This is a genomic window from Acinetobacter sp. YH01007, assembly GCF_013420425.1.
Lineage (GTDB): Bacteria > Pseudomonadota > Gammaproteobacteria > Pseudomonadales > Moraxellaceae > Acinetobacter > Acinetobacter towneri.
In genome coordinates, this window is record NZ_VOYC01000002.1 from 99,531 (window position 1) to 122,208 (window position 22,678).

The following is a 22,678-nucleotide window of genomic DNA, read 5'->3' on the forward strand; positions in this document are numbered from 1 at the left end:
TTAACTCGGTCTGTGATTCATTTGTGCATCCAAAGTGCCAAATTTTCCGCCTTGTGTAGCTTTTTTAGCTTCATCCACTTTGGTTTCTTTCTTGCCTTTTTCAGCAACCTTACCGTGGACATAAGGCAGTGCTGCTTTTGCTGCATCTAACCGAAGCTTTATGTCTTCAACTGGATCACTAAAAATACTGATTAGAAATTCAAGCGGATCGGGTTTAGCACCTGCGTTCGCAACATCAATTCGAGTGACTATTGGTCTCTCTATATTTTTTTCAGCATTAACATCATGCTTAACATGACCATTTGCCTTCAATCGCTCAATGTATGCAACCACATCGGGGTCTTTCAGCATTCTTGAGCCTGCCTGAGATGCAGTCTTTTCAGGGCATCCAGCGAAAATTGCAGCTTGCTTATTATCCATTCCATCAAGGTGGGCATGAGCAAACTTCTTCTTTTTTGCTGTTAAAGCCATACGCCCTCCTTTAACATATTTGTGAAATGGGAAATTTTTTTATAAATGAGGTCGGGGGCGGTCTAGAAAGCAAAAGCTCTAAAAACTTTTACACTCCCCCCACCGTGTTTGATTTTGTTCAATTTTTTGCTTAATACTATCGTGACAAAATTTACATAAAGCTTGATGGTTTGATGCTTCCCAAAACAATTGCTTGTCACCTTGGTGTGGGATGATGTGATCGACTACTGTTGCCTCTGTGACTTTGCCCTGTTCTTTGCAGAATTTGCACAATGGATTCTCTTGTAAGAATCTCAATCGGTATTGCTGCCACTTGTATCCATAACCACGTTTGGTTGAAGACTTGCCATCTCTCCAAGAGTTATTCAATTGAGCTACTGGCTTAGCACTCTTGAATGTTTGCAGCTTTGGTCGTAACTGTTTGAGCTTTGCCATTAGTCACCATCCAAATATCCTGAGCGCTTCGGCTCGCTATCGTCTTCAGTCAATTGAATCAATAACTCATTTATCTGTGCGTTCTGCTCGTTGTTGATCTGAATTAACTGATTGTTCTGTTCGATTAGCTTTAGAAGTAAGCTGTTCAATGCACAGCCGCATTCGTTCTTTTGATCGTTCATATTGTTCTTTCATCCATTTGCGTCTTGCTTCACATGCTGCACATGTCATTGCTTCACTTCCCAAGCAAACATCAAATCATCTGGTGTACTTAAATATTTCCCATGCTTCAAACAGAATGCATGAATGTCATTTAGGTACTCGGTAAACTGGTCCACCGTTGCATCTGTGGTACTGATCAATTCATTCAACCCATCTGCCACTTGCTGATACATCGGGTGCTTTTGATCTTTCAAAACCTTTACTGCTGCAAACGTCTTTCTGTATTGACCTACATCATCACGATGATAAATACGTGCTAAGAATTGCTTCTTGAAAAATAAATGCTCTGCGTCTTTATCTGTGCCTTGGTGTTTTGCCCATTGCGACATCCATAGCCAATAGAGTCTGTTCTGCGCCTTGCTTCGATCTTCTTGTTTCTGATCTATACGCACTACCAACGGCTTACCATCACTCAAAGCATCCGCATGATGCCTGTGCATATAGGCAATCGCACGACCAACTTCTTCAAATGACTTGATAACAAAGCATGCAGGTTCGAGTTTGACTTTCGCATTCATCAAAACACCTCATCACCTTTTCGCATCATCAACTCAGTTTTGACCAACCACTTCTCAAACATGGCTTCACTTTGTTCTCGGTTGCCCAACTTGTATTGATCAAACGCAGCATGGCAGATTACACATAAGGGGATGGTAAACTCATCACTGGCTTTGATTCCTCCACCCTTACCATGCTTCGCTGAATTACTATGTGCCGCTTGTGAGTTTGGATTACCACATCGTACACACGGAAGCTTACGAATCTCAGCGAGTCGCTTTGAATCACGCATACAATGCTTCACGTAAATTCTTAATCCGTTCTTTCAACTTAATCATAATGCCGTCAATCACTAGCATCTCTGCCCGCGTCAATCCCGATCTACTGAGATTTTGATACTTAGACAGCTCAGCACTGCAAAATTCTAAGTCTTGTTTCGCCTGTACTTTGTCTGTCATGTAATCACCAATAAAAAAGAAAAACCCCGCCAATAATGCATATTGAGCAGGGTCTTATGTGCCGTAATCCGTTCGGCAAATGCCACTGGAGTTGTGGCAAGGGTTACTTTTTCACTTTGCCGCAATTACGGCATTCAATTTGCACAAAAATATCCGACTCATAGTCGTAATCGTGAATGCAGAACAGTCGCTTTAAGAATCGGAGCATGTTTTCTCCTGAATTTTGGTGGGCCTTATCAGATTTGAACTGATTATCTCCCCGTTATGAGCGGGACGCTTATACCACTTAAGCTTAAGGCCCATTGGCACGCCATGCAGGACTCGGAATGGTTTAAAGGTTTCGAATTCGAAAGGTTTAGAATCTGAGTGACGGCATTCAATTTAAACCACTACGAATAAAGAAAGCCGCCATAAAAAAAAGCCCACATTTCTGTGAGCCTTTACGGTAATTACCAGTCTTTCCTGATCGTCATTTGCTTTTCATGTGGGTTAAGTGCGTATATATGACTTTGACCACTTAACACAAATTAGCATAAATACATTTAAATGCAAGTTATTTAATCAATTTTCAGTCTTTTATCATGCCCTGCTAAATAAAACTTTCCCGCATAAACCATGTTATTAATCGAGCTACGGCTTAAAGTAAATTCACGCACCATCTGATCAAGTGACAACCCTCGCACATTCTTCTCAATAAACAACTTCACCGCCACCTTTGCTGACTGACAAATCCGATTTGAGAATTGAATATCAATAATCAACTTTCGTATTTCTTCAGCTTCATCATCTGAAATGCTGCACATGATTTGGTTTTTACGACTACCGTAGTCTTTGTTGTTCTCGCAGATCAGCCAGTAAATCTGATTGATGCCTAAATTATCAGGCATATTTCCTGACTTCATTCTGCAAGTTTGGATGTATGCACCATACTGTTTCAACCATTCTTCAATTGTATATTTTGACCAATCCATCACTTGTGTTTTCACTGCCGCATTCATCCCTATTCCCCTAAATCACACTCAATGCTTTCAATAATGCAAAAATCACCACACCCTGAATAACCAAAGCACACGCCGATGCAATCTTATACGTCCAGACTTTTTCGCCACGATTAAGTTGGTTGCATTGATTTTCGTGGTGTTCCATGCGTTTTTTAATCTGCTTACCCCGATATGTCATGTAATACAGTGGGTTAACCAGACCGATGCAGCTCAAGAAAAATTGGTATGCAATCGACAACACCAAAACCCATAACACTACTTGCTCTAATTCCATCCTTATTCCCCTAAATTTCTCTAATCTCTAAACCGTGTACTGACTTCATCAAGTGTTTCTTTAAGCGATAAACTGGCAAGCTTCGTGTCATCTTGCTTTTGACATCCTCAACGACCATCTGCCCTTTTTCTTGATAAACAAAATCTGCGACATACTTCACTGCTGGTTTGCGTCTTGGCTCATTTTCAAACTTGACCGACTCAGCCAAAATGAAAGCCTTTTGCAGTTCCAGATCCTTGATCTCTCCTGCACGTTCCAACAATGACAAATCCCGATAACGCCTTGCTTCTTTTTGACTATCGAAAGTGATGCCATTAAGCACCACCTTCTTGTTGTTGTATTTAGTCATTGGCACCTCGCCACATCATCGAAGCAAAGCAAGCCATAAAAATAAGCATCAATACACCCAAAACAGTCGTCCTGAACTCCGCAAAAAGAATCACATCGCAAATCAGAAGCACTGCGGTTTCTTGTTGGAATTTACTCATGACCACCTCGCAGGGCTTCCATAATCGCTTTAGGTGTTTCCACCACCTCACACGCTCTTTCTGCCAAAGTTGCATATCCAGCAATGTCACGATAATTGTCAAAATATTGCGGGTCGCCATTCACGGCTCTAGCAATCTTGTTGCAAATCATAAAAAGGCTTGTTTTCTGCTCTGCGTTTAAATGCTCGTAGTTTGCGCCACATTCAACGATAGACATTAGCTGTTGAGTTGTACCCGCCACATCGGAATAATTGCCATATCGAGCGCCACGTTCGTTTAATGTGTTATCAATCTCACTCATCCCAATTACTCCAATCACCACGAATCAAATCTTCAAATTCTTTGCTTTTCTTGTCAGCCTCGATATGCATCTCATCAAGTCGCTGCTGTAGTAATTCCCTTTCCTGCGGATCAGTCGTCCGATTAATCTGATCTATCGTTTCTTTAAACCCAGTCATGCTGCCAACTCCTGTAAACGATATTTTCTGCGCATTCCGCGATTCACACGCTCTGCCTTAAACTTGTTATAAGACTGAAAGTCTTTGAATTTCACATCTGCTTTCATGTAGCACATGCACTTAAACAGCTTGTAGCCCTTATCTAAAAATGGCTTATGCACATCATCGGTTTCTTTCTCTAAGCCTTTCCATCTGCGTTTAAAACCGTGCTCATCCACCACTTTCTTATCACTACCACCAAGCTTAAATTGATCGTAAGTCATGCTCGGAACATCAAACTGCACTGCTGACGTTTGAATGTCGGTTGGGTCATCTTGGTGGTAGTAGTAAGAATCCATGCCGACAAAAAATGCAGTGTTGTCTACCATCAAATCCCAGAAAATTGGCACAACAAGATCACCATCAAAATACTCATACATGCCCTCGATACTTTCTTTTTGTGACAGGCCAGCCGCTTTTAATCTGTCTGATGCTTCGGTCAATTCAACATCATCAAACGACGACCAAAGCTCATAAGTTTTAGCCAATTCATTTCGATACAAATTGACCAACTTGTTCGGGTTATATTTCTTATTGCGCTTTTTCATGCCGCCACCCCTCGTTTTTGATTAAACTTTTTCTGCGATGCTTTACTGCAAGCCATGCAGCGAAATTCGTTTTTATTTCTGCTCGCCACTCTGTGCGCTCGGAACTCTGTGTAGCCATGCACTCGGCACAACCCCTCAAATAGATTCGTGCCATTTGCTAAAGCCTTTTCCATGCGCTCGTTGTTGAAAATCGCTCTCTCTCGTCGATCCAACTGCACCTGGTCAAGCTTCGGGTTTAAATACTCACGATTAAGTTTTAATTTGCACTCAAGACAGCGTGATACACCGCCATAGATTCGATATGACGTGTACCCATGCTTTGCACATGGTGCTGTGAAGATTCTCTCTCCGCGTGCAATGGCTTGTTTGGCAAGTGACATCACCTCTGATCTGCGCAATGTTTCTACAGATGGCTCTTTCTTTGCTGCTCTCCTGCCCTTTGTTGGCGCTTTGAGCTTCTTTTCTGCTGCTAAAGCGTTACGCTCACCATGCTTGAAATTAGCAATGACATCCTTGATCGCATCCCATCGCTCTTTACCAATCAGGGTTGAGCCTGTTTTGGCGTTATAGATCGTTTTGTGTGAAACCATTGCTAGACTGCAAAGAGTCTGTAAATCACCGTAAATCGCGTTTTTAAAGAAATTAGAAAGCACCAATATTTGCTCTTTCATTCGCTCTTTCTTCACAAGCTCTCTTCGCTCTCTTGCTTCAGCTTTAGCCTGCTCTTGTTGCTTCCATCGCTCTTCTTTGCGCGCTTGCAACTCACGCACTCGTTGATTGACCAACTCAATACGCTCAAGGCTTTCTGACTCAGCCTGTTTTTTGTCAGCGTAATTTCCTTTAGCGACTGGTAACTTTCCATCTGGAAAATTAGAGAATCCCATCGGCAACTCAGTGATTTGGTTTTTAAGCAACCAAGCTTCAACTTCGTTATTCAATCGTTCAGATTTGATTTGCTTTTGATAAATACTCATGCTGCACCCCCGTCATAACAGTCACACGGCACATCAGGCACAAAGTGATCCATGAATGCATCTTGCTGTTGATAGATTGATTTCCAAGAGAAGTTGCGACCCAGGCCAGCGATATTAGTTAATTCAGCCTGATCTTCCATTTCTAGCGCCTTTTGCAGCAAGTCTGGATGCGCTTGCTCCAACCACTTAATTTCTGAAACTTTGGAGTTTGGGCAGAAATAACAAGCTGATTTGCCTGGCAACGCTAAACCCTCGTCTTTAATCGACTGGATACACTCATCACGGCCCATATCCCAGTCAATTAATGGGTATATGCGTGTGTACTTGTCGTCGTAGGCCTTGTTTGCCCGTTGCGGCTCATCTGCATCAAATCCGATTAGTTTCACAAGTCGCCCCCCCACAACCACACTGTTATTCACAAACTTGTCTTGCGGCTGAACCTTGAATCGCTGGCTGCATGTCTTAAACCCATAAGCAATACTTGGTAGCGCTTTGCGATCCAGGCAATCTTGCTCCAGTGTCTTGTTTGGTGCTTTCACTACTCGGATTGCTGGATAACCTTTTGATACAAGCCATTCTGAAAAGTATTTAACATAGCTGTACGTGTGAGGCTTCTCGGCACCAGTGTCGGCAAATAAGATCATGTCGATACGAATGCCACGCTTTACACACTCGATCAAAAGTGCTGTTGAGTTTGTTCCACCGCCATAACTACTGATTACAAAATCAGAAACCAGAGTTAGGATTTCTACAGCTTGAATTTTGGTTAATGCGTTCACACCCCACCCCCTAACACCGCACCAAATTCACCGATCAATTCAATTTGCTGCTTGCACCATTCTTGACGAAATTCAATCTCCCAATCTTTTAAGTCGCTGTTGTTGTAATCAAAGATTGAGGCCCATCCTGAGCCGTGTTTTGGCATTGGAATCTCGCATGTGTTCAATTCGGGACTGAGCACCGCATTGCTAAACTGTGATAAATATTCAAGTCTGGTCATGCTAAATCTCCAGCTTGATCGCAATCTCGGGCATTCTGCTTAATCAGCTTGCGTAAATTCTCCAGATACTCTTGGCTCTTTTCAGCACTTACAAGATCATTGGTTTCCTCAGTTTTAGTAACAGCCCATGTACACGGAAGTGTTTTAAGTTCAGCAAGACGCTTTTTACGCTCCTCAAGAAATGCCTGCTGATCCCATTCGCACTGACCCACACCTTGCTCTACAAACTCCTGAACAACGGTTGTGTAGTTGTCCTTAAATGCTTCATAAGCATAAAATGATGCGCGCTCATGGTTATTTGCATAATCCATATTCGAGAACAGTTGAGATGAGCGCACATAAGCCTCACGCTCTGCATTTGTGATGACCTGTGTATTATCAACACGCCAAGCAACCACGTTTGCTAGTGCAGCATGCTTCCCTTTGAATGAATCAACCGCTCTTTGCTGCTCAGTGCCAAAACCTGTAATTCCTAAACACCACTTACGGAACATTGCAGGATCAGGGCAAAAGCCGTTATCACGCACTAAGCGAAGCCCAGTATTAATTTCGTCTCTCGACAATCCCTCAATACAAATTTTCATTGCATTATTGATTGCCTCAATTGGCATACCATCAAAAGTTTTTTCAAAAGAGCGTGGTGCAATTGCTTTAAAAATTCCAACAAGTTGAGCGGAGTTAATCGGCTGAATATTTTGTTGATTAGAAACCAAAGCTGTCATTTCCCATTTCCTCTTTTTCGATCAATTGTTGAATTTCATTCCAGCGATTACTTGCTTGTGATGCATTTTGAATTGCTGGTGTGAACTGCTGCTTAGGCGCAAACAAGCCTTGATAGTTTCCAGTGATGGATGTTTTCAAAGACTCGTTGCTGCCGTCATAACCCCATTTCTTGAAATCTTTGTAGATCGTGTTTAGGGCATTTTTGGTCAACTTGGTTTTTGCTGTAATTGAGCGACTGGAAACGTATTGTTCCCAAAGAGAGAAATCACAGAGTTGCGCAAAGCTTGCTGCAGTTAATTTAATAACTTCGTCATAAGATAATTTACGAGCTTTGTCTTTACGCTCAGCTTCGGCTTTTGCTTTTTGCTGTTTTACAAAGATTGGGTAACTGTAAAAATTGGCTTCCAAAGGTTTTTTGGAGCGAAGCGACTTAATTAATAATTCTATAGATAGAGTTCTATAAATTAATTCTATTGTGTCTACAGTTTTTGTAGTACCTAGCGCTACAGTTTCTGTAGTGGTGCACTCCAAATTTTGTAGTGCTACAGTTTTTGTAGTGGTACTACAGTTTTTGAAGTGGTCAGCTAGTGAGACCTCATTGATCTGGTACTCATTACCCTTTCGACTGTTCTCGCTAACCAGTGTAATAACGCCCAAATTAAGCAACTCTTTAAGGCCTTTACGGACGGTCATGGCACTTATTTTTTTAGAGCCTTCGAGCTTTCCGCCTTGCAATTGAGAGTAGCTAACATGGTCAGTCACCTTGTCCTTAAAGCCGTTAATACGATCCTCAAGTTCTGCATACACATTCTTTGCCGCATCACTTAAAAATGGACGAACCTCTTGGCGATATAATCGACTAGACATGACATAGCCTTTTTCAAACTTGTCAGCCATTTTTTTACCTTTGGAGAATTGGACAATGTTGTCCTCGTGTTTTTTGAGTGCTGTCATGCTTCACCCCCAAACAATTGAGGCTGCAATTGAGTCTCAAGCGCTGCAACTTTTTCCGCTGCCAGTGGTTTAATCTTGCGACCAAACAACGAAAGGGTGCGCCCTGCTTGGCTTGCAATATCAGAAGCCTGCTCAAATTCAAGCAATGCTTTGTTGAATTGAGCAGTCAGGCTGAGTTGTTCTGAATTTAAGAAGTCGTGCATTTCATTAAATGCATTGATGTAATCTTCTTTGAATCTTGCCGCTTCTTTGCCAGTGAATCCCATTGCAACGAACGTAAAGCCATCTTTGGTCATCTCGATCATTGGGCGTGGCTTGCCTTGTTTGTCTAAATATTCAGCCGACGCAAAATTGCGTTGGCGAAATTCTGGCGAACATTCTAGGTTTTGGATTGTTCTCAAAACTTCTGTGTGACGTTTATTAAAAAACTCAGCAACTTTTAACGAGGTAGTTGTGACTTCTTTTGATTCGCTGCGCTGGCTTACTTTTACTAAGTCTTTATTGCGTGCTAATATTGATGCGTTCATATTTTTACTCGTATGTATTGTGTGAATGCTCAAGCTCAGTAGTTCGCGCTACTGGGCTTTCTTTGTTTGTGGACGATGTATTCACCGTATTCGTGGCACTACCAAATGCCCTGCTGAGATACTCATGTTGTTTCTTGAACTTCAGGAGCTTCTCAATGGCTGCATCCCGAATCCACTCTGAACGCTTTATGTCGTCCATTGCTGCCAGTGCATCAATCGCCTGCAATGCTTCATGTGTCATGCGGACTGATGTTGAGTCGGTCTTTTTCCCATGCACATCAAGAAAACCTAAATCCAATGCTTCTTGCATTTCATCCACCCCCATTACGCAGCACCCTTGTCACGAGCCACGCTTGAAATATTTGGATTTAAGAAGATATGCGGATACTGAAGTTTCACTTCCGCAGGTATCCCTCTTGTCATCCAGTTTTGAACTCGCTGTTTGCTTTTTAAGCCAAGCATCTCAGCAACTTTTGTTGACCCACCAAGAGCAACAATGATGTCTTTATCAGTGCTGATAGACATTCCACTCTCCTATAAACATTTGTGTATTAGATAGTAAACGCTGTGTTTACTGATGTCAAATCATTTGTTTAACACAATTTGTTTACTGTTGAGATAATAAAACCAAGAACAAAAGGGGTTTGTTATGCACGATTCATTTAAAAGACTGCTTGAGGCAAGCAACAATCTAAGCCAGGAAGAAATCGCAAGACGTATTGATGAATCACCACAAACGCTGACCAACTGGAAGAAGCGTGGTGTGTCAAAAGCTGGGTCTTTAAAAGCTGCTGCTGAGTTTGGCTGTTCTGCAAACTGGATTTTAAGTGGTGTTGGTGAGAGCTCTGGTAGTGATGTTTCTCGTGTTGCAGGGTGGGATAGCTCCACCCCACTAGAAAGTGATGAGGTTGAAGTGCCGTTTTATAAAGATGTTTTAGTGTCTTGTGGCTCAGGGTCGCTTGGCGAAATCATAAATACAGAAACAAGAAAATTAAGACTAAGTGCTTCAACACTAAGACGTTATGGGGTTGATCCAGCAAATGCACTGGCATTAACAGCTTTTGGCAACTCAATGTCTCCAGTCATTAATGATGGTGCAACGGTTTACGTTGATATAGGCAGAAAGAATGTTATTGATGGCAAGATTTATGCGATATGTCACGGTGGTCTTTTTAAGTTTAAATACTTATACAGAATGCCAATGGGCGGCATAAGGGTTGTTAGCGCCAATAGTGACGAATACAAAGAAGAAGTTTTAACGCAGCAAGAAATTATTGACCAGGAGTTTGAAGTTATCGCTTATGCATTTAATGTGCAAAATTCGCTGCCATAGATAAGTAAACAAAATGAAATTTTAAGACTGCTTATGCGGTCTTTTTTTATGTCTATATAAAACAGTTGTTTATAAATTAATTACACATTTGTTTATTTAAAGTGTTGACTACGGTACACATCATGTTTACTATTGACCTCGTAAACAACAAAAAGCCCGCAGACGGTCAAATCAGGCGGGCTCGAATACAACGAGGTCATTATGGCAACAAATACTTCTCAAAACAAGCTAGTCGAAACGCTAATTAAGCGCCAAGACAAAAAACGCTTCGTTTCTAAGCTTAAAAGCTTTGCTTCAAATGCTGCTGCATCTGCTTTGATTGCAGCAAGTACATTCATCTTTTTGGGTGTTGGTTTAAAGGCTTGTGAAGCGGAACAGGTTTCTCAAGTGAAAGCGGCTAAGGCACACCAGGAGGCTATGCGATGAGTATCCAAGCCCCTACCTGCGGATGTGGTCGCATTGCAAGTAAGCCACACCAATTTCACGGCAAGCCAAACGTACTGATCTGGGTTTGCAGTGAAGGTCACTCAACACGTATCACCTACTGTTCTGAAAACACCTTGAAAACAATCAAGGAAATGTTTGGCGAGGTGGCAGCATGAATGCATCTGTTGAAACACTGATCTTGCCATTGCTGAACAGCTACGGCACAGAGCTTGAAAAGGTTTGCATCACTGGTGATCTGCTCAAGCGTTTAAAGCTTACACAGCAAGGTTTTTGCCGTGAATATAAATCAGCAAGTTACATAACTGACTTTAAGACAAAGCTTAATTTTGTCATCACAGAAGATGAAATAAAGCTCACTTGTCAGTTTGTTGAATTTCGCGGGCCATCACTGCCAAGAATTGAAAAACCAAAATACGTTGCACCAATGCACAGATCAGAAATCTATCCATCGTATCGACGTGCGGGAGATTAAAAAAATGAGCGAAATATTTGTATTTACAAAAGCAGAGCGAAAAAAAGCAAAGCTAAAACTCAACCTAAATGGGCCGTCAGGCAGTGGTAAAACCTACAGCGCACTTCAAATGGCATCGGGTTTAGGAAAGAAGATTGCTGTAATTGATACAGAAAATGAGTCTGCATCATTGTACGCATCGGAATTTAAATTTGACACCTTGCCTTTGCGCCCGCCCTACTCTCCAGAGCGTTTTACTGGAGCTATTCATGCGGCATACAACATGGGTTATGAGGTGCTGATTATTGATAGCGTATCACATGAATGGATAGGCACAGGCGGTTGCTTGGAAATCAACGATAAGGCGGCTGCACGTTTTAAGGGCAACACCTGGGCGGCATGGTCTGAAACTACACCAAAGCACCGAAAGTTTATTGATGCGATATTGCAGACAGACATGCACATTATCACAACGACACGCGCTAAGACTGAAACTGTACAAGGTGAGGGTAAAAAGACTCTAAAGCTTGGCATGAAAGCTGAGCAGCGCGATGGATATGAGTATGAATTGACTGTGGCGCTAGATGTTCTACATGAAAATCATGTGGCGGTACCTACAAAAGATCGTACGAAGCTATTTAATCCTGAAGGTGAAGTTATTACCCGAGAGACAGGTAAGCGAATTTTGGCTTGGCTGAATGATGGTCGCTCACAAGAAGAAGCTTTGCTTGAAGCATACCAAGAAGCTGTTGAGCGCATCGGCAATACTAAAGATATTGCAGAACTCGGGTTTATCTGGGCTCAATTTAGAGGCACTGAATACGAACAACAGATTATCGAGCAATGCAGTGGTAAGAAAGCTGAATTAACCGCAGTAGGTGGTACAGCATGAAACTACCCAACAGTATTTCACCCGCCTTTATCGAATGGCTAGATCGAGGCGGTCACAAAATCGAACTCAAGAAAAACACCATGATTGTGAAAAAGCAATTTAGCGATGGTGTGAAACGCAGCGTGATTCCTTTCGAGCGTCACGAAATTAAAGAGTTTTACGAATTGGACGAATACCTATCTCAGCGTTATGAGCTTTTTCTAAAGCAGTATTTTAATAATGGGAAAGGTTTTATTCAAGATTTGCATTTAGCTATGGCGAGTAAGTATCGCAAGGCTGTGATGATGAATAATTTGGCGAAGGTGGCGTGATGAGCACATTGAAAGATTTAAACAAGCATCTGTTTGATCAGCTTGACCGCCTAGCGAAAGCTGACAAAAGCGAGCTTGAAACTGAGGTTAAACGCGCTGAGACAATTCAGGGTGTTAGTGCTGAGATTATCAAGGCACATGCTACTCAGTTGGAAGCGGTAAAACTGGTGGCTCAATACAAGGGGCTTAACACGAATCAAGAAGCGCCACAGATTTCTGTTGGCGATATGAATGTGAGTGTCTGATATGCCTAAAGGTATTGCGATTAAGTACACCGAAGAAATGCTGATGTTTTTACGTCAGCATGAAGAAACTCCACGTACTGAACTCACTTGTAAATTCAATGAAAAGTTTGGCTGCAACCTTTCAGCAGATAGCATCAAGGCTAAATGCTTGCGAATGGGATTAAAGACAGGTCGAAATGGATGCTTTTCACCTGGTCAAAAATCTTGGAATAAAGGCCTAAAGGGTTATATGGGTGCAAATATCACCAGTTTTAAAAAAGGTCAGCGAGGCTGGAATGCCAAACCAATCGGATATGAGCGAATCACTAAAGATGGATATATCGAGGTTAAGACCGCAGAACCAAGAACATTTGAGTTAAAGCATCGTGTGGTGTGGAAGAAAGCACATGGTGAGATACCTAGTGGTCATGCGCTTGTTTTCAAAAATTTGAATAAACAAGATTGTCGGATTGAGAATCTAGAAATTATCACTCGCGGTGAACTTGCCCGCTTGAATCAATCTTACAAACACCTGGTGACACCAGAAACAAACGAAACGTGCGTTGCTATGGCAAAGATCAAACACCGCGTACACCAATTTGAAAAAGGAAAAGCGTGATGGATATTCAGAAAGAAAGAGAAGCGTTTGAACACGCATTCTCAAAAACTGGCTTTTATAAAGGAATGCTTGAGGCATTAAAAAAACCAGACTGCCCTTTTACATCTGTATTTGAAATGAGAGGGGGTAAATATCGAAGTACTTACGTTGCCCTTTCTTTTGAAATTTGGAAAGCAGCCAAAGCCCAAGCCGTTCCTGACGGATATGTTTTAGTGCCGAAAGAGCCTACACCAAAAATGATTGATGCGACATGGAATTATGATGATGAAATTCAGGACATGAGCCACAACACTCGTAATGAGTTTATCTACAAAGCCATGATCGAAGCGCAGGAGCAAGCCAATGACTGAAAATCAAAAAAACGAATACGACATTCAGGTGCAGAAGCTCAAATTAAAACGCCAAGCAATTGAAAGCATTACTTTGCTTGCGGCAACTGTGGTTTTTGTTGCTGCAATTATTGTGATTCTTGCTATGAAGTGGGGTGTGTTGAAATGACTGAAATTCAACAAACAAACGTCGGCGTGGCGAATTTCATTGCTGGTGAGTTGCAGAAGGAGTTGCCCTTTGACTTGGTGTTAAATCCAGGTGAAACAGGTGCTCTTTATGAAATAGCGGTGGATATGCGTCATTTAAATTCTGATTTTGTTGAATGGGTTGTCGAGGTCACAAAGGGTAGAAAGGCTGATGGTACTGGAGTCATTATCCGTGTGCAAAAACACTTTGTGCATCCGCTCTACAACATGCTTGCTTTATATATTAATAAGCATGACCAGTATGGCGTGGTTAAAGCTTTGGGAGAAATTCCATGAATCTAATTGAACGGTTGGGTGGGTATAGTATGGCTCATGCTTATCATGAGTCGTTGTCCGATGGTACAACAGCGTGTTTGATTGAGAACACAATTTACAGCAAAGAATCATTAGGTTTATTGCTTCTCGAATACCGCAGACAACACAATATTTTTGAGGTTGGGGATAAGGTGGTTTTCATCGAAAGCGAGTTGAAGAACCCAAGACTAATGACAGTCATCGAAGTTAGCGAGCCTATTTGTGGTTTTTTAATGGCTGAGTGTAGTTGGGGTATTACAAATGGGTTTTATCCGTCAAGGTATAGACACGCCACAGATGCAGAAATCAAAGCGGGTAAAAGATTGGAGGGTGACAAATGAAAACTTTTCAAATCACAATTGAGGCAGACAAGCCGCCACAGGTTTTGGTCGGTGAAAATGTCTTTGGTGGCATCGTTAAAGAAATGAAGTTGGTTGATACGGTGCTACTGAGTTCTGAACAGCTTGCAGCTAAATACAATATCAGCGCACAAACTGTTAGACGTAAACTGGCGGGATATAATCAAGGATTAAGCACAAAATGCTTATACAATGCAGCGATTGCAGATGAAATCCTAAACCCTAAAGCTAAAAAATCCACTGGTGGTCCTAGGCGTAAAAATTAACGCCTAGTTATCTAGCATTTTCAATATATCCTTGACGTCAGGATTATAGTAAGTGTTCACCAAAACCTTAATTGTTTTATGCCCTGTGACCTTGGCTAAAACCTCAACTGGCAATTTCTGGTCATTCACAAAACGAGTAATCGCCTCATGGCGTGTGTCGTGAAATCTAACTTCTTCAACACCTGCCCTTGCCTTTGCGCGCTCAAATTGCAATCTAAATGCATTCTCAGTAAGCGGGATTAATCGGTCATCATTATGCTGAATCAGCGCCATTAATTCCCTAGCTTTTTTGGTAAGCGGCACATCCCTTTCTTCACCGTTTTTCGTATCAGCCAAGTGAATATGGTCTTTAAATATATTCGCCCTGCGAATTGACAATATCTCACCACGACGCATAGCCGTTTCAATTGCAAAGAGAAATGCCCATGCAACGTATTGGCTACTGGTGCGCGGCACATTACCAACTTCATATTTTAATTCAGCAAGAATTTTATCTATTTCAGAATGCAAAATACGTCTGTTTCTTGGTTTTGGCTTACGTGGTTTTTTAAGACTGAAAAATGGATTACTGTCTAAAATAAACAATTCCTTTTGTGCGAAAGTAAACACGGAACTATAGAGAGATATTTCTTTTAATACTGTGCCGTCTGATACTTCGGATTGTCTCTTGTTGCGCCAGTGCGTTAAGTCCTGCGGCGTGATCTGCGTAATGTCTTTGCGACCAAGTAAGCCAAATCGCTTCTCAAATGAATCTAGCTGCTCACGAATATATTTTTTAGATTTAGAGTCTTTGCCGTGTGCTTTGTAGTAAAGATTGAATAAGTCGTGAAACGTGGTCACAGTTTTACGCTGCGCTTCTATTTCTTCTTTTGGCGTGGAGTTGGCTTCAATCAATCTAGCCATTGCCCAATGCAAGCACTCCTGCTCGGTATCACGTGTGCAATATTCACGCTTGCCATTTAGCATGATTGAGATTGACCAACTGCTGCCACGCTGTCTAGGTTTTGGTAATTTCATTGCTGCTCACCATTTATGTAAAGTTATGTAAGAAATGAGCGCCACGTCTTTTCAAACAAGGTTAGACACGTTTCTTGACACAAATCCTGACACAATGATGACACAAATTAAGTTTTAGTTGTTGTCTATTTCGCAACACGGGCAACAATGGCAACAAGTAAAAGGTAATAAGAAAGGCTTGCAAGTACATGAAATTCCTTGCAAACCTTTGATATATATATGGTAGGCATATCCAGACTCGAACTGGAGACCTCTACGATGTCAACGTAGCGCTCTAACCAACTGAGCTATACGCCTAAAGTGCTTCGCATCATATTCAGTTTTGATTTTTAAGACAAGTCCTTTCTGTGTTTTTTCAACACATCCGAGCAAGTTTTAAGCAAATCAAAAAACACCTGCTCTGAAACACGGTCATGTTCAGGCGCATAAGAATATTGTTGATAGCACACGCCTAAACGCTTAAATGCCTCTTGTTCATTTGCATCTACCTGCGCTGCTAAACGCTGCATCCACACACTCACTGTTTCTGCATCCTGTTTTTTCAACTGAGCGGGCAATCTTTTAGAAAATTTGTCTATGGCACGATTTATGCGAGAACCTTGCTGACGTTTTTTCCAAAAAATCCAGCCAAAATACCCTGCTAAGATCATGAGAATACTTGAAACCAACACCGCTGCCAAAGCATAGTTTGAGTGCAGCCCTAAGCGTCCAAACCAGTGACGCTGTGACTCGGCATCATAACCCACGACCTTGCTTTGCCATTGATAACTTGCATAATCACTCCACACCCGTAAAGAACGAATAAAATTAGAATGTTGATATTGCCACATTTGTGTGTCAGCACCCAAAACGGCCCGATCATCTGCCATTAGGTTTTGCATACCATCATCTATACGTTGAGGTGCAATGATGGCTGTCGGGTCTATGCGTACCCATTGTTGATTGAGCAACACTTCTGTCCAAGCATGTGCATCTTGCTGTCGTACTTCCCAGCTTTGTCCATCGGGTGCAAGTTCCCCACCCTGATAGCCCACGACTACACGCGCTGGAATCCCGACATAACGCATCAATAAGGCAAAACTTGAGGCATAATGTTCACAAAAACCTTGCTTACTCTGAAACAAGAATTCATCGACTCGGTTTTGTCCGAGCATTCCAGGTTTTAAGGTATAACTAAAGCCATTATTGCGATACCACTGCAATACATTCTGCACGTAGCGTTCAGGTTGTTGCTGACTTTGAGCAAACATCTGCAGGGCAAATTGCTGAGCTTTTGGGTCAGATTGCGTCTGTACCTGAACATTTAAACGCTGGCTAAAGCGTCGATAACGCTCGTTCTGTGCATCATCCCCTTGAATACGTGCAGATTCCCCAACCCACTGCAAAGCAATCGGTTGAATCCGACCATTTTGACGCTGTGGCACCATACTCCAATCACGGCGTAATACATAACCGTGTTGATTCGGTACAGATTTTTCCAGCGCCATAATCCACTGTGCACGTGGGTCTGCTGCAATATATTGATACTGAAAATCGACTTGCTCTGGCTGTAATTGTGCTGCCTGAACGGGTTGTTGATTGCTAAAATTGCTTGTCCATGTGCGACCATCATATTGATCAAGTACCATCGCCCGCCAATATAGTTTTGAACGTGGCGGCAGTTGCTGCATATTCCCCACAATACGAAATGCCAAAGCAGAAGATTGTGATAATTCGGCAATATCGCCCGGTGACATCGTGTCACTAATACCTGTCACGCCTTTGGCATCAGGAATAGGTACATGCCACAATGGCGGTAAACGTGGAAAGAATAAAAACAATAATAAAAAGAATGGCAAAGCGTATGCGATAAACTTGGCGACATTTTTAAGGTCATGCTTTGCATCTTGCCTGCTCGAATGACGCGACGCATAATCTGAAAATGCACTTTTTTGAATCCGATATAACCCAATTAAACAACTGATTAAACATAGAATGACCAACACGGTCATCCACATGCTCTGGCTGTATAAAAATGAACTGGCGCTCACAAAAAGCGCAAAATTAAATAAAATAATCAGGTCGCGCTGAGTATGACTTTCTAAAGCTTTGGCAAACAAAAAGGTGCTTAATAAGGCAACCCCTGCCTCTACACCAATCAGGCTTTTATAACTCAAATAAATGCTGGCTAAGGCACAACAGGTCAATCCATAAGTCCAAACTTTAGAAATATGCGCTGTCTTGTTTTTATAGTGAAGATACAACAGCAACAACATGAGTCCGAAAATGACACTCAATGCCACAGGGCTAAACAGCATGTGAGCAGCCAAAATTAAGATCAGGCTAAGCAGAATAGATTGCTGAATCGAATTGTGCATGATCATCAAGCCTGTGCCAAAAGAATTTTTGCCTGTTTCAACTGTCGCTCGCCTACGCCTTTTTCAAGGGTCGCATGCGGCAAAAACATCGCATAATTCAACTGTTGTTGTTCACATTGTTCAACTAAGCCCATCATCAAACTTAGTTTTTCTTCGTGGGTCGGTGCAGGCATGTGTTCATAGTGAATGTCGATACTCTGTTGATCCTGATATTGTTCAAAAACTTTCACATATAAGCCCTGACCGCGTGCCGCTTGCTTCCACGACACGGCTTGTAAGGAATCGCCCAATTGAAAATCACGCAGCTCACGAAACTCGTCTAAATCGGGTTGAAAGCTGTGTTGATGCTGTTTATTCTCTGCGCTATACATGGCGGCTTTGGGTGCCACCCACGCGGTACGTGACAAATTCAAATAAGTCCACGCACGTACCAAGCCAAAAGGATAAACCGAATAAATGTGTAAATAAGGATAATGAAACTGCCCACGTTGCGCTGCAAAAAATGTCAACACATACTGCTGCTGAGTGTCTTGAATAAGAACCTTTTCTAATTGATGATCGGCTTTAATCCATAAATAGCGTGCCTGCGCGACCTCTTGTTTGAAATGCAATTGTAATTGCAATACTTCACCTACTTGCCCAACTTCGGTGGTCACAATTTCAATCTCTAATTCATGCAGCTGCTTAAAGGTCAAATAAAAACTGATACATAAAATGGCACTGATCAAAAAGCAAAAGCCTAAAATCAGGTTATTGCCATAATTCACGCCTGCAATAAACGTGATCAAAATCAGCACTAAATACAGATAGCCCTGTTGGTAAATAAAAACCAAAATATCTTTTTGTTTTAAGGCCCTGTGTCGATCAAATTTAAAACGTGTCTTGATCCAGTTTTGCCATGCCTGCTTAAACATGCGTGTACTAACTCACTTTAACCTGTTGCATCACATACAAAGTTTCTGCCTCACTCAATCCAATACGATGTGCAGCAACTGCCACAAATACCGCTTGAATATCATCGGCAGTGACAAAACTACGTTGCTCAATTAGAGCATGTGCTTGTGCTGCTTTTTTCAATGCCAAAACACCACGGGTAGATAATCCGTGACGCGCTTTACGGGTTTCTGTGGCTAAGTCGAGTAAGTAATCTAGCGCGGTATCTGACACATAAATTTCCGTGACCAATTGCTGTAAATTTAAAATTTCTGTTTCAGTAAAAATATGGGCCAAACTGGCAATCAGCGCATGTCTGGAGTTTTGTTGCAGCAACATTTTTTCAGCAAAACGCGATGGATAACCCAAAGACAGACGCATTAAAAAACGATCAAGCTGTGATTCTGGCAGCGCATAAGTACCACTTTGAAACAGTGGATTTTGTGTGGCAATCACCCAAAAAGGTTGCGGCAAGCTATAACGCACACCATCCACCGTAACCGCGCCTTCTTCCATCGCTTCCAACAAGGCACTTTGGGTTTTAGGCGAACAACGGTTAATTTCATCTGCCAATAAAATTTGGGTAAAAATAGGGCCTTGCTTAAACTCAAATTGATGTTCTTTTTGATTAAACATATTCACGCCAATCACATCACTGGCCAGCATGTCATTGGTAAACTGAATACGCTGAAATTGCAGACCCGCCAAGTGCGATAAGGCACTCGATAAAGTCGTTTTACCTAATCCGGGTAAATCTTCAAAAAGCACATGCCCGCCCGCCAACAAACAACTTAACGCCAATTTGGTCTGCTGTTCTTTATCTAAAATAATGGTATTAATTTCAGTCAAAAAAGCCTGAATTTTTCCAGCATAAGATTCAATCTGTGCATTGAGCTGTTGCTGCGCTTGCGTCAGTTGTTGTTTTTGAACTTTTTCTGTACCCCAAATCACAGTAAATCCCCTTATCCCCAATAAAAAACGGCGCATGTTTAAACATACACCGTTTTGCTAAATTTCCAAAGAAATCCTCGAGATATTCTAAACTGCCTAAAAAAGTAAGTTTTAAACAGCTCGTATCTCTATACGTTTCCATCGTGATACGGGATTAACACGGACACTTTTTCAAACCACCTTTTGCCGATGGATAACGCGCATCGACACAGTAGCGATAAAAAGTCTTCGGATCCATGGCTTCTAAATCTGGATGATGCTTACGCATGTGTTCCAAATAATTCTGATAATCGGGTACACCGACCATTAAACGAAAACTTTGTTGCAAACGCTGCCATAAAGTAGCGATACGCGACCAGTTTTTCGGATTCAGAATCAAATCCTTTTGCGACATGATGGTCATTTTAATGATGTTGTAAATCACCGTTTTACCCTGTTGGGCAAATTTAAGCTTAATCATGTGCTCACTCCTAATGACCACTATTCGGCTGAATCGTTTCAGGATCACGATAAATCGCTTCAGCTTCATGTACAGTTGGTGTTGGACTTGCCAAGGCACGACGAATCACCCCAATGGCAGCGAACAACATCACAAATGCCACAATCATAAAGAAACCACATAACACGGCATTAATTTGATTGGACATGACAATGGTTTGCATTTCAGTCACTGTTTTTGCAGGTGCTAAAATTTCATTGCGTTGAATTGCAGCATTGAAACGATCTGCTTGCGCCAAGAAACCAATTTTGGGATTGTCGTGGAAAATCTTTTGCCAACCTGCAGTCATTGAAGTAATGAACAAGAAAACTGTAGGGATAATCGTCACCCAAACATATTTTTCTTTTTTCATTTTAAACAGAATCACTGTACCTAAAATGAGCGCCATCGCTGCCAAAATTTGGTTACCAATACCAAATAGAGGCCATAAGCTATTAATACCGCCTAAAGGATCGACCACGCCTTGATAGACGAAGAAGCCCCAACCAGCCACCGCAACTGCTGTGCCAAGCAAGTTACCAAAGAAGTTATGTGAATTTTTCACTGCAGGAATAACAATACCTACAGTATCTTGCACCATAAAACGGCAAGCACGTGTGCCTGCATCTACTGCAGTTAAAATAAATAAGGCTTCAAATAAAATGGCAAAGTGATACCAGAATGCCATCATTGAGCGGTTATTAAAAATCTCGGTGATGATATGTGCCATACCAATTGCAAACGTTGGCGCACCACCCGTACGTGACAGAATCGAGCTTTCACCGACTTCTTTTGCCAAAATGGTTAAAGCCTCAGGAGTCACTACAAAGCCTAAATTTCGTACCGCTTCTGCTGCACTTTCCACCGTTGTACCTAAAACTGCAGTGGGTGCATTAATGGCAAAGTACACGCCTGGGTCTAGCACCGTGGCACAAATCATTGCCATGATTGCCACGAAAGACTCCATCAACATGCCGCCATAACCAATCATCCGAATGTCTTTTTCGTTATTGACTAGTTTTGGCGTCGTACCTGAAGACACTAAGGCGTGGAAACCTGAAATCGCACCGCAGGCAATGGTAATAAATAAGAATGGGAACAATGAACCCGCAAATACTGGCCCTGTACCATCAATAAAATGGGTCACCGCAGGCATCTTCATTTCAGGCATTGCAAACACAATCCCGACAGCCAAACCCGCAATAACACCAATTTTTAAGAACGTCGATAAATAATCACGTGGCGCCAATAACAACCACACTGGCAAAACTGAAGCAATAAAACCGTAGGCAATTAAACACCACGTTAATTCTGTGCCACTTAAAGTAAATAAAGGCCCCCAGAATGGATGCTGTGCAACATTTTCACCATAAATAATACCCATCATCATCAGGACAAAACCAATAATGGAAACCTCAGCAATTTTCCCCGGGCGAATAAAACGCATATAAATGCCCATGAAAATCGCAATTGGGATGGTGGCTGCAATACTAAATACGCCCCACGGACTATTGGTTAAAGCTTTCACGACAACCAAAGCGAGTACGGCAAGAATAATCACCATCACGCCCAGCGCACCCAGCATGACAATCACACCAGCAAATGAACCCAACTCTTGTTTTGCCATTTCTCCCAAAGAACGCCCATCACGACGTGTAGAAATAAACAAAACCAAAAAGTCTTGGACTGCACCTGCCAACACCACCCCTACTAAAAGCCAGATCGTGCCGGGTAAATAACCCATTTGTGCTGCAAGAATAGGCCCAACTAAAGGGCCTGCACCTGCAATCGCGGCAAAGTGGTGACCAAATAACACACTTTTATTGGTGGGCACATAATCTAAACCGTCAGCCAAACGATGTGCGGGCGTTAAGCGTCGCTCATTTAACTCAAATACTTTGGTGGCAATAAATAAACTGTAGAAGCGGTATGCAATGCTATAGACACAGACCGCAGCTAAAACTAACCAGACTGCATTGACGTGTTCGCCTCTACTGACTGCCAATATCCCAAAAGATACTGCACCCAATATAGCGACCAAAAGCCATATAATTTTTGAAGTCAGACCTGACTTCGGTTGAACTGTTTCCATGTCAATCTCTCTTCTTGTTACATTTTTTAAGCGTTACTTTTATTGTCG

40 protein-coding genes and 2 tRNA genes are annotated in these 22,678 nt (G+C 42.0%); 13 read left to right on the forward strand and 29 right to left on the reverse strand.

Going from position 1 to position 22,678, the window contains the following annotated elements:
- The 22 genes from FTT74_RS00855 to FTT74_RS00960 form a co-directional block, all read right to left on the reverse strand.
- Positions 1 to 471, reverse strand: coding sequence for a terminase small subunit (locus tag FTT74_RS00855; protein WP_179988385.1), 471 nt, complete (start codon positions 469 to 471; stop codon positions 1 to 3).
- Between the two features lie 78 nt (positions 472 to 549).
- On the reverse strand, positions 550 to 906 hold the full coding sequence (locus FTT74_RS00860) for an HNH endonuclease signature motif containing protein (protein WP_179988384.1): 357 nt from the start codon (positions 904 to 906) through the stop codon (positions 550 to 552).
- Entirely contained in the window at positions 906 to 1,088 is a 183-nt protein-coding gene (locus tag FTT74_RS00865) for a hypothetical protein (RefSeq protein ID WP_179988383.1), read from the reverse strand. The genes FTT74_RS00860 and FTT74_RS00865 overlap by 1 nt, the downstream gene beginning before the upstream one ends.
- Positions 1,089 to 1,133: 45 nt before the next feature.
- Positions 1,134 to 1,646, reverse strand: a complete 513-nt coding sequence (locus FTT74_RS00870) for a hypothetical protein (RefSeq protein ID WP_179988382.1) — start codon at positions 1,644 to 1,646, stop codon at positions 1,134 to 1,136.
- Positions 1,646 to 1,918: a DUF968 domain-containing protein gene (locus FTT74_RS00875; RefSeq protein ID WP_179988381.1), complete on the reverse strand. Its 273-nt coding sequence runs from the start codon at positions 1,916 to 1,918 to the stop codon at positions 1,646 to 1,648. The genes FTT74_RS00870 and FTT74_RS00875 overlap by 1 nt, the downstream gene beginning before the upstream one ends.
- Positions 1,911 to 2,084 carry a hypothetical protein gene (locus FTT74_RS00880; RefSeq protein ID WP_179988380.1) on the reverse strand — a complete coding sequence of 58 codons (174 nt, stop codon included), beginning with the start codon at positions 2,082 to 2,084 and terminating at the stop codon, positions 1,911 to 1,913. Before FTT74_RS00880 ends, FTT74_RS00875 begins: the two co-directional genes overlap by 8 nt.
- A 224-nt stretch (positions 2,085 to 2,308) precedes the next feature.
- Positions 2,309 to 2,385, reverse strand: a tRNA-Ile gene (locus tag FTT74_RS00885).
- A gap of 256 nt (positions 2,386 to 2,641) precedes the next feature.
- The gene (locus tag FTT74_RS00890) at positions 2,642 to 3,082 is read right to left on the reverse strand and encodes a hypothetical protein (RefSeq protein WP_179988379.1); all 441 of its coding nucleotides are present in this window, start codon (positions 3,080 to 3,082) and stop codon (positions 2,642 to 2,644) included.
- 10 nt (positions 3,083 to 3,092) lie between these two features.
- Complete coding sequence (locus FTT74_RS00895) at positions 3,093 to 3,359, reverse strand: hypothetical protein (protein WP_179988378.1); 267 nt, start codon at positions 3,357 to 3,359, stop codon at positions 3,093 to 3,095.
- Positions 3,360 to 3,369: 10 nt separating this feature from the next.
- Positions 3,370 to 3,708, reverse strand: coding sequence for a DUF1064 domain-containing protein (locus FTT74_RS00900; protein WP_179988377.1), 339 nt, complete (start codon positions 3,706 to 3,708; stop codon positions 3,370 to 3,372).
- Positions 3,701 to 3,847, reverse strand: coding sequence for a hypothetical protein (locus tag FTT74_RS00905; RefSeq protein WP_179988376.1), 147 nt, complete (start codon positions 3,845 to 3,847; stop codon positions 3,701 to 3,703). Before FTT74_RS00905 ends, FTT74_RS00900 begins: the two co-directional genes overlap by 8 nt.
- On the reverse strand, positions 3,840 to 4,148 hold the full coding sequence (locus FTT74_RS00910; RefSeq protein WP_179988375.1) for a DUF6378 domain-containing protein: 309 nt from the start codon (positions 4,146 to 4,148) through the stop codon (positions 3,840 to 3,842). Before FTT74_RS00910 ends, FTT74_RS00905 begins: the two co-directional genes overlap by 8 nt.
- Entirely contained in the window at positions 4,141 to 4,305 is a 165-nt protein-coding gene (locus FTT74_RS00915) for a hypothetical protein (protein ID WP_179988374.1), read from the reverse strand. Before FTT74_RS00915 ends, FTT74_RS00910 begins: the two co-directional genes overlap by 8 nt.
- Positions 4,302 to 4,892 carry a hypothetical protein gene (locus tag FTT74_RS00920; RefSeq protein ID WP_179988373.1) on the reverse strand — a complete coding sequence of 197 codons (591 nt, stop codon included), beginning with the start codon at positions 4,890 to 4,892 and terminating at the stop codon, positions 4,302 to 4,304. The genes FTT74_RS00915 and FTT74_RS00920 overlap by 4 nt, the downstream gene beginning before the upstream one ends.
- The gene (locus FTT74_RS00925) at positions 4,889 to 5,866 is read right to left on the reverse strand and encodes a hypothetical protein (protein ID WP_179988372.1); all 978 of its coding nucleotides are present in this window, start codon (positions 5,864 to 5,866) and stop codon (positions 4,889 to 4,891) included. Before FTT74_RS00925 ends, FTT74_RS00920 begins: the two co-directional genes overlap by 4 nt.
- The gene (locus FTT74_RS00930; protein ID WP_179988371.1) at positions 5,863 to 6,645 is read right to left on the reverse strand and encodes a phosphoadenosine phosphosulfate reductase family protein; all 783 of its coding nucleotides are present in this window, start codon (positions 6,643 to 6,645) and stop codon (positions 5,863 to 5,865) included. Before FTT74_RS00930 ends, FTT74_RS00925 begins: the two co-directional genes overlap by 4 nt.
- On the reverse strand, positions 6,642 to 6,866 hold the full coding sequence (locus FTT74_RS00935) for a hypothetical protein (protein WP_179988370.1): 225 nt from the start codon (positions 6,864 to 6,866) through the stop codon (positions 6,642 to 6,644). The genes FTT74_RS00930 and FTT74_RS00935 overlap by 4 nt, the downstream gene beginning before the upstream one ends.
- Positions 6,863 to 7,588 carry a hypothetical protein gene (locus FTT74_RS00940; protein ID WP_179988369.1) on the reverse strand — a complete coding sequence of 242 codons (726 nt, stop codon included), beginning with the start codon at positions 7,586 to 7,588 and terminating at the stop codon, positions 6,863 to 6,865. The genes FTT74_RS00935 and FTT74_RS00940 overlap by 4 nt, the downstream gene beginning before the upstream one ends.
- Entirely contained in the window at positions 7,569 to 8,543 is a 975-nt protein-coding gene (locus tag FTT74_RS00945) for a hypothetical protein (RefSeq protein ID WP_179988368.1), read from the reverse strand. The genes FTT74_RS00940 and FTT74_RS00945 overlap by 20 nt, the downstream gene beginning before the upstream one ends.
- Positions 8,540 to 9,070: a Rha family transcriptional regulator gene (locus FTT74_RS00950; protein ID WP_179988367.1), complete on the reverse strand. Its 531-nt coding sequence runs from the start codon at positions 9,068 to 9,070 to the stop codon at positions 8,540 to 8,542. Before FTT74_RS00950 ends, FTT74_RS00945 begins: the two co-directional genes overlap by 4 nt.
- Positions 9,071 to 9,074: 4 nt before the next feature.
- The gene (locus tag FTT74_RS00955) at positions 9,075 to 9,380 is read right to left on the reverse strand and encodes a hypothetical protein (protein WP_180168145.1); all 306 of its coding nucleotides are present in this window, start codon (positions 9,378 to 9,380) and stop codon (positions 9,075 to 9,077) included.
- 14 nt (positions 9,381 to 9,394) lie between these two features.
- Positions 9,395 to 9,595: a hypothetical protein gene (locus tag FTT74_RS00960; RefSeq protein WP_065712043.1), complete on the reverse strand. Its 201-nt coding sequence runs from the start codon at positions 9,593 to 9,595 to the stop codon at positions 9,395 to 9,397.
- A 124-nt stretch (positions 9,596 to 9,719) separates the two neighbouring features.
- Between FTT74_RS00960 and FTT74_RS00965 the strand changes: the two genes are divergently transcribed.
- The 13 genes from FTT74_RS00965 to FTT74_RS01025 all read left to right on the forward strand — a co-directional run bounded on the left by FTT74_RS00965 (position 9,720) and on the right by FTT74_RS01025 (position 14,802).
- Positions 9,720 to 10,403, forward strand: coding sequence for a helix-turn-helix transcriptional regulator (locus FTT74_RS00965; RefSeq protein WP_179988365.1), 684 nt, complete (start codon positions 9,720 to 9,722; stop codon positions 10,401 to 10,403).
- Between the two features lie 201 nt (positions 10,404 to 10,604).
- Complete coding sequence (locus tag FTT74_RS00970; protein WP_179988364.1) at positions 10,605 to 10,829, forward strand: hypothetical protein; 225 nt, start codon at positions 10,605 to 10,607, stop codon at positions 10,827 to 10,829.
- On the forward strand, positions 10,826 to 11,005 hold the full coding sequence (locus FTT74_RS00975) for a hypothetical protein (RefSeq protein WP_179988363.1): 180 nt from the start codon (positions 10,826 to 10,828) through the stop codon (positions 11,003 to 11,005). The genes FTT74_RS00970 and FTT74_RS00975 overlap by 4 nt, the downstream gene beginning before the upstream one ends.
- Entirely contained in the window at positions 11,002 to 11,322 is a 321-nt protein-coding gene (locus tag FTT74_RS00980; RefSeq protein WP_179988362.1) for a hypothetical protein, read from the forward strand. Before FTT74_RS00975 ends, FTT74_RS00980 begins: the two co-directional genes overlap by 4 nt.
- Positions 11,323 to 11,326: 4 nt before the next feature.
- Positions 11,327 to 12,193, forward strand: coding sequence for an ATP-binding protein (locus FTT74_RS00985; protein ID WP_179988361.1), 867 nt, complete (start codon positions 11,327 to 11,329; stop codon positions 12,191 to 12,193).
- On the forward strand, positions 12,190 to 12,504 hold the full coding sequence (locus FTT74_RS00990; RefSeq protein WP_179988360.1) for a hypothetical protein: 315 nt from the start codon (positions 12,190 to 12,192) through the stop codon (positions 12,502 to 12,504). Before FTT74_RS00985 ends, FTT74_RS00990 begins: the two co-directional genes overlap by 4 nt.
- Complete coding sequence (locus FTT74_RS00995; protein ID WP_179988359.1) at positions 12,504 to 12,749, forward strand: hypothetical protein; 246 nt, start codon at positions 12,504 to 12,506, stop codon at positions 12,747 to 12,749. Before FTT74_RS00990 ends, FTT74_RS00995 begins: the two co-directional genes overlap by 1 nt.
- A gap of 1 nt (position 12,750) precedes the next feature.
- Positions 12,751 to 13,347: an HNH endonuclease signature motif containing protein gene (locus FTT74_RS01000; protein WP_179988358.1), complete on the forward strand. Its 597-nt coding sequence runs from the start codon at positions 12,751 to 12,753 to the stop codon at positions 13,345 to 13,347.
- On the forward strand, positions 13,347 to 13,697 hold the full coding sequence (locus tag FTT74_RS01005; protein ID WP_179988357.1) for a hypothetical protein: 351 nt from the start codon (positions 13,347 to 13,349) through the stop codon (positions 13,695 to 13,697). Before FTT74_RS01000 ends, FTT74_RS01005 begins: the two co-directional genes overlap by 1 nt.
- The gene (locus FTT74_RS01010; protein WP_179988356.1) at positions 13,690 to 13,845 is read left to right on the forward strand and encodes a hypothetical protein; all 156 of its coding nucleotides are present in this window, start codon (positions 13,690 to 13,692) and stop codon (positions 13,843 to 13,845) included. The genes FTT74_RS01005 and FTT74_RS01010 overlap by 8 nt, the downstream gene beginning before the upstream one ends.
- Positions 13,842 to 14,159 carry a hypothetical protein gene (locus FTT74_RS01015; RefSeq protein ID WP_179988355.1) on the forward strand — a complete coding sequence of 106 codons (318 nt, stop codon included), beginning with the start codon at positions 13,842 to 13,844 and terminating at the stop codon, positions 14,157 to 14,159. The genes FTT74_RS01010 and FTT74_RS01015 overlap by 4 nt, the downstream gene beginning before the upstream one ends.
- On the forward strand, positions 14,156 to 14,518 hold the full coding sequence (locus FTT74_RS01020) for a hypothetical protein (RefSeq protein WP_179988354.1): 363 nt from the start codon (positions 14,156 to 14,158) through the stop codon (positions 14,516 to 14,518). The genes FTT74_RS01015 and FTT74_RS01020 overlap by 4 nt, the downstream gene beginning before the upstream one ends.
- Positions 14,515 to 14,802 carry a DNA-binding protein gene (locus FTT74_RS01025; protein WP_179988353.1) on the forward strand — a complete coding sequence of 96 codons (288 nt, stop codon included), beginning with the start codon at positions 14,515 to 14,517 and terminating at the stop codon, positions 14,800 to 14,802. Before FTT74_RS01020 ends, FTT74_RS01025 begins: the two co-directional genes overlap by 4 nt.
- A 3-nt stretch (positions 14,803 to 14,805) precedes the next feature.
- On the opposite strand, the gene FTT74_RS01030 is transcribed toward FTT74_RS01025, so the two are convergent.
- From FTT74_RS01030 to FTT74_RS01060, 7 genes are all read right to left on the reverse strand, one after another.
- Positions 14,806 to 15,819, reverse strand: coding sequence for a site-specific integrase (locus FTT74_RS01030; protein WP_179988352.1), 1,014 nt, complete (start codon positions 15,817 to 15,819; stop codon positions 14,806 to 14,808).
- A gap of 220 nt (positions 15,820 to 16,039) precedes the next feature.
- Positions 16,040 to 16,116: transfer RNA gene (locus tag FTT74_RS01035), tRNA-Val, on the reverse strand.
- Between the two features lie 32 nt (positions 16,117 to 16,148).
- Positions 16,149 to 18,176 (reverse strand): DUF3488 and transglutaminase-like domain-containing protein, encoded by a 2,028-nt coding sequence (locus tag FTT74_RS01040; protein ID WP_179988351.1) that lies wholly within the window; start codon positions 18,174 to 18,176, stop codon positions 16,149 to 16,151.
- A 5-nt stretch (positions 18,177 to 18,181) separates the two neighbouring features.
- Entirely contained in the window at positions 18,182 to 19,090 is a 909-nt protein-coding gene (locus FTT74_RS01045) for a DUF58 domain-containing protein (protein WP_179988350.1), read from the reverse strand.
- 7 nt (positions 19,091 to 19,097) lie between these two features.
- Entirely contained in the window at positions 19,098 to 20,057 is a 960-nt protein-coding gene (locus tag FTT74_RS01050; protein WP_096901148.1) for a MoxR family ATPase, read from the reverse strand.
- Between the two features lie 157 nt (positions 20,058 to 20,214).
- Positions 20,215 to 20,520 (reverse strand): YbdD/YjiX family protein, encoded by a 306-nt coding sequence (locus FTT74_RS01055; protein WP_171324790.1) that lies wholly within the window; start codon positions 20,518 to 20,520, stop codon positions 20,215 to 20,217.
- A 10-nt stretch (positions 20,521 to 20,530) separates the two neighbouring features.
- Positions 20,531 to 22,630, reverse strand: coding sequence for a carbon starvation CstA family protein (locus tag FTT74_RS01060; RefSeq protein ID WP_004971612.1), 2,100 nt, complete (start codon positions 22,628 to 22,630; stop codon positions 20,531 to 20,533).
- Between the last annotated feature and the right edge of the window lie 48 nt (positions 22,631 to 22,678).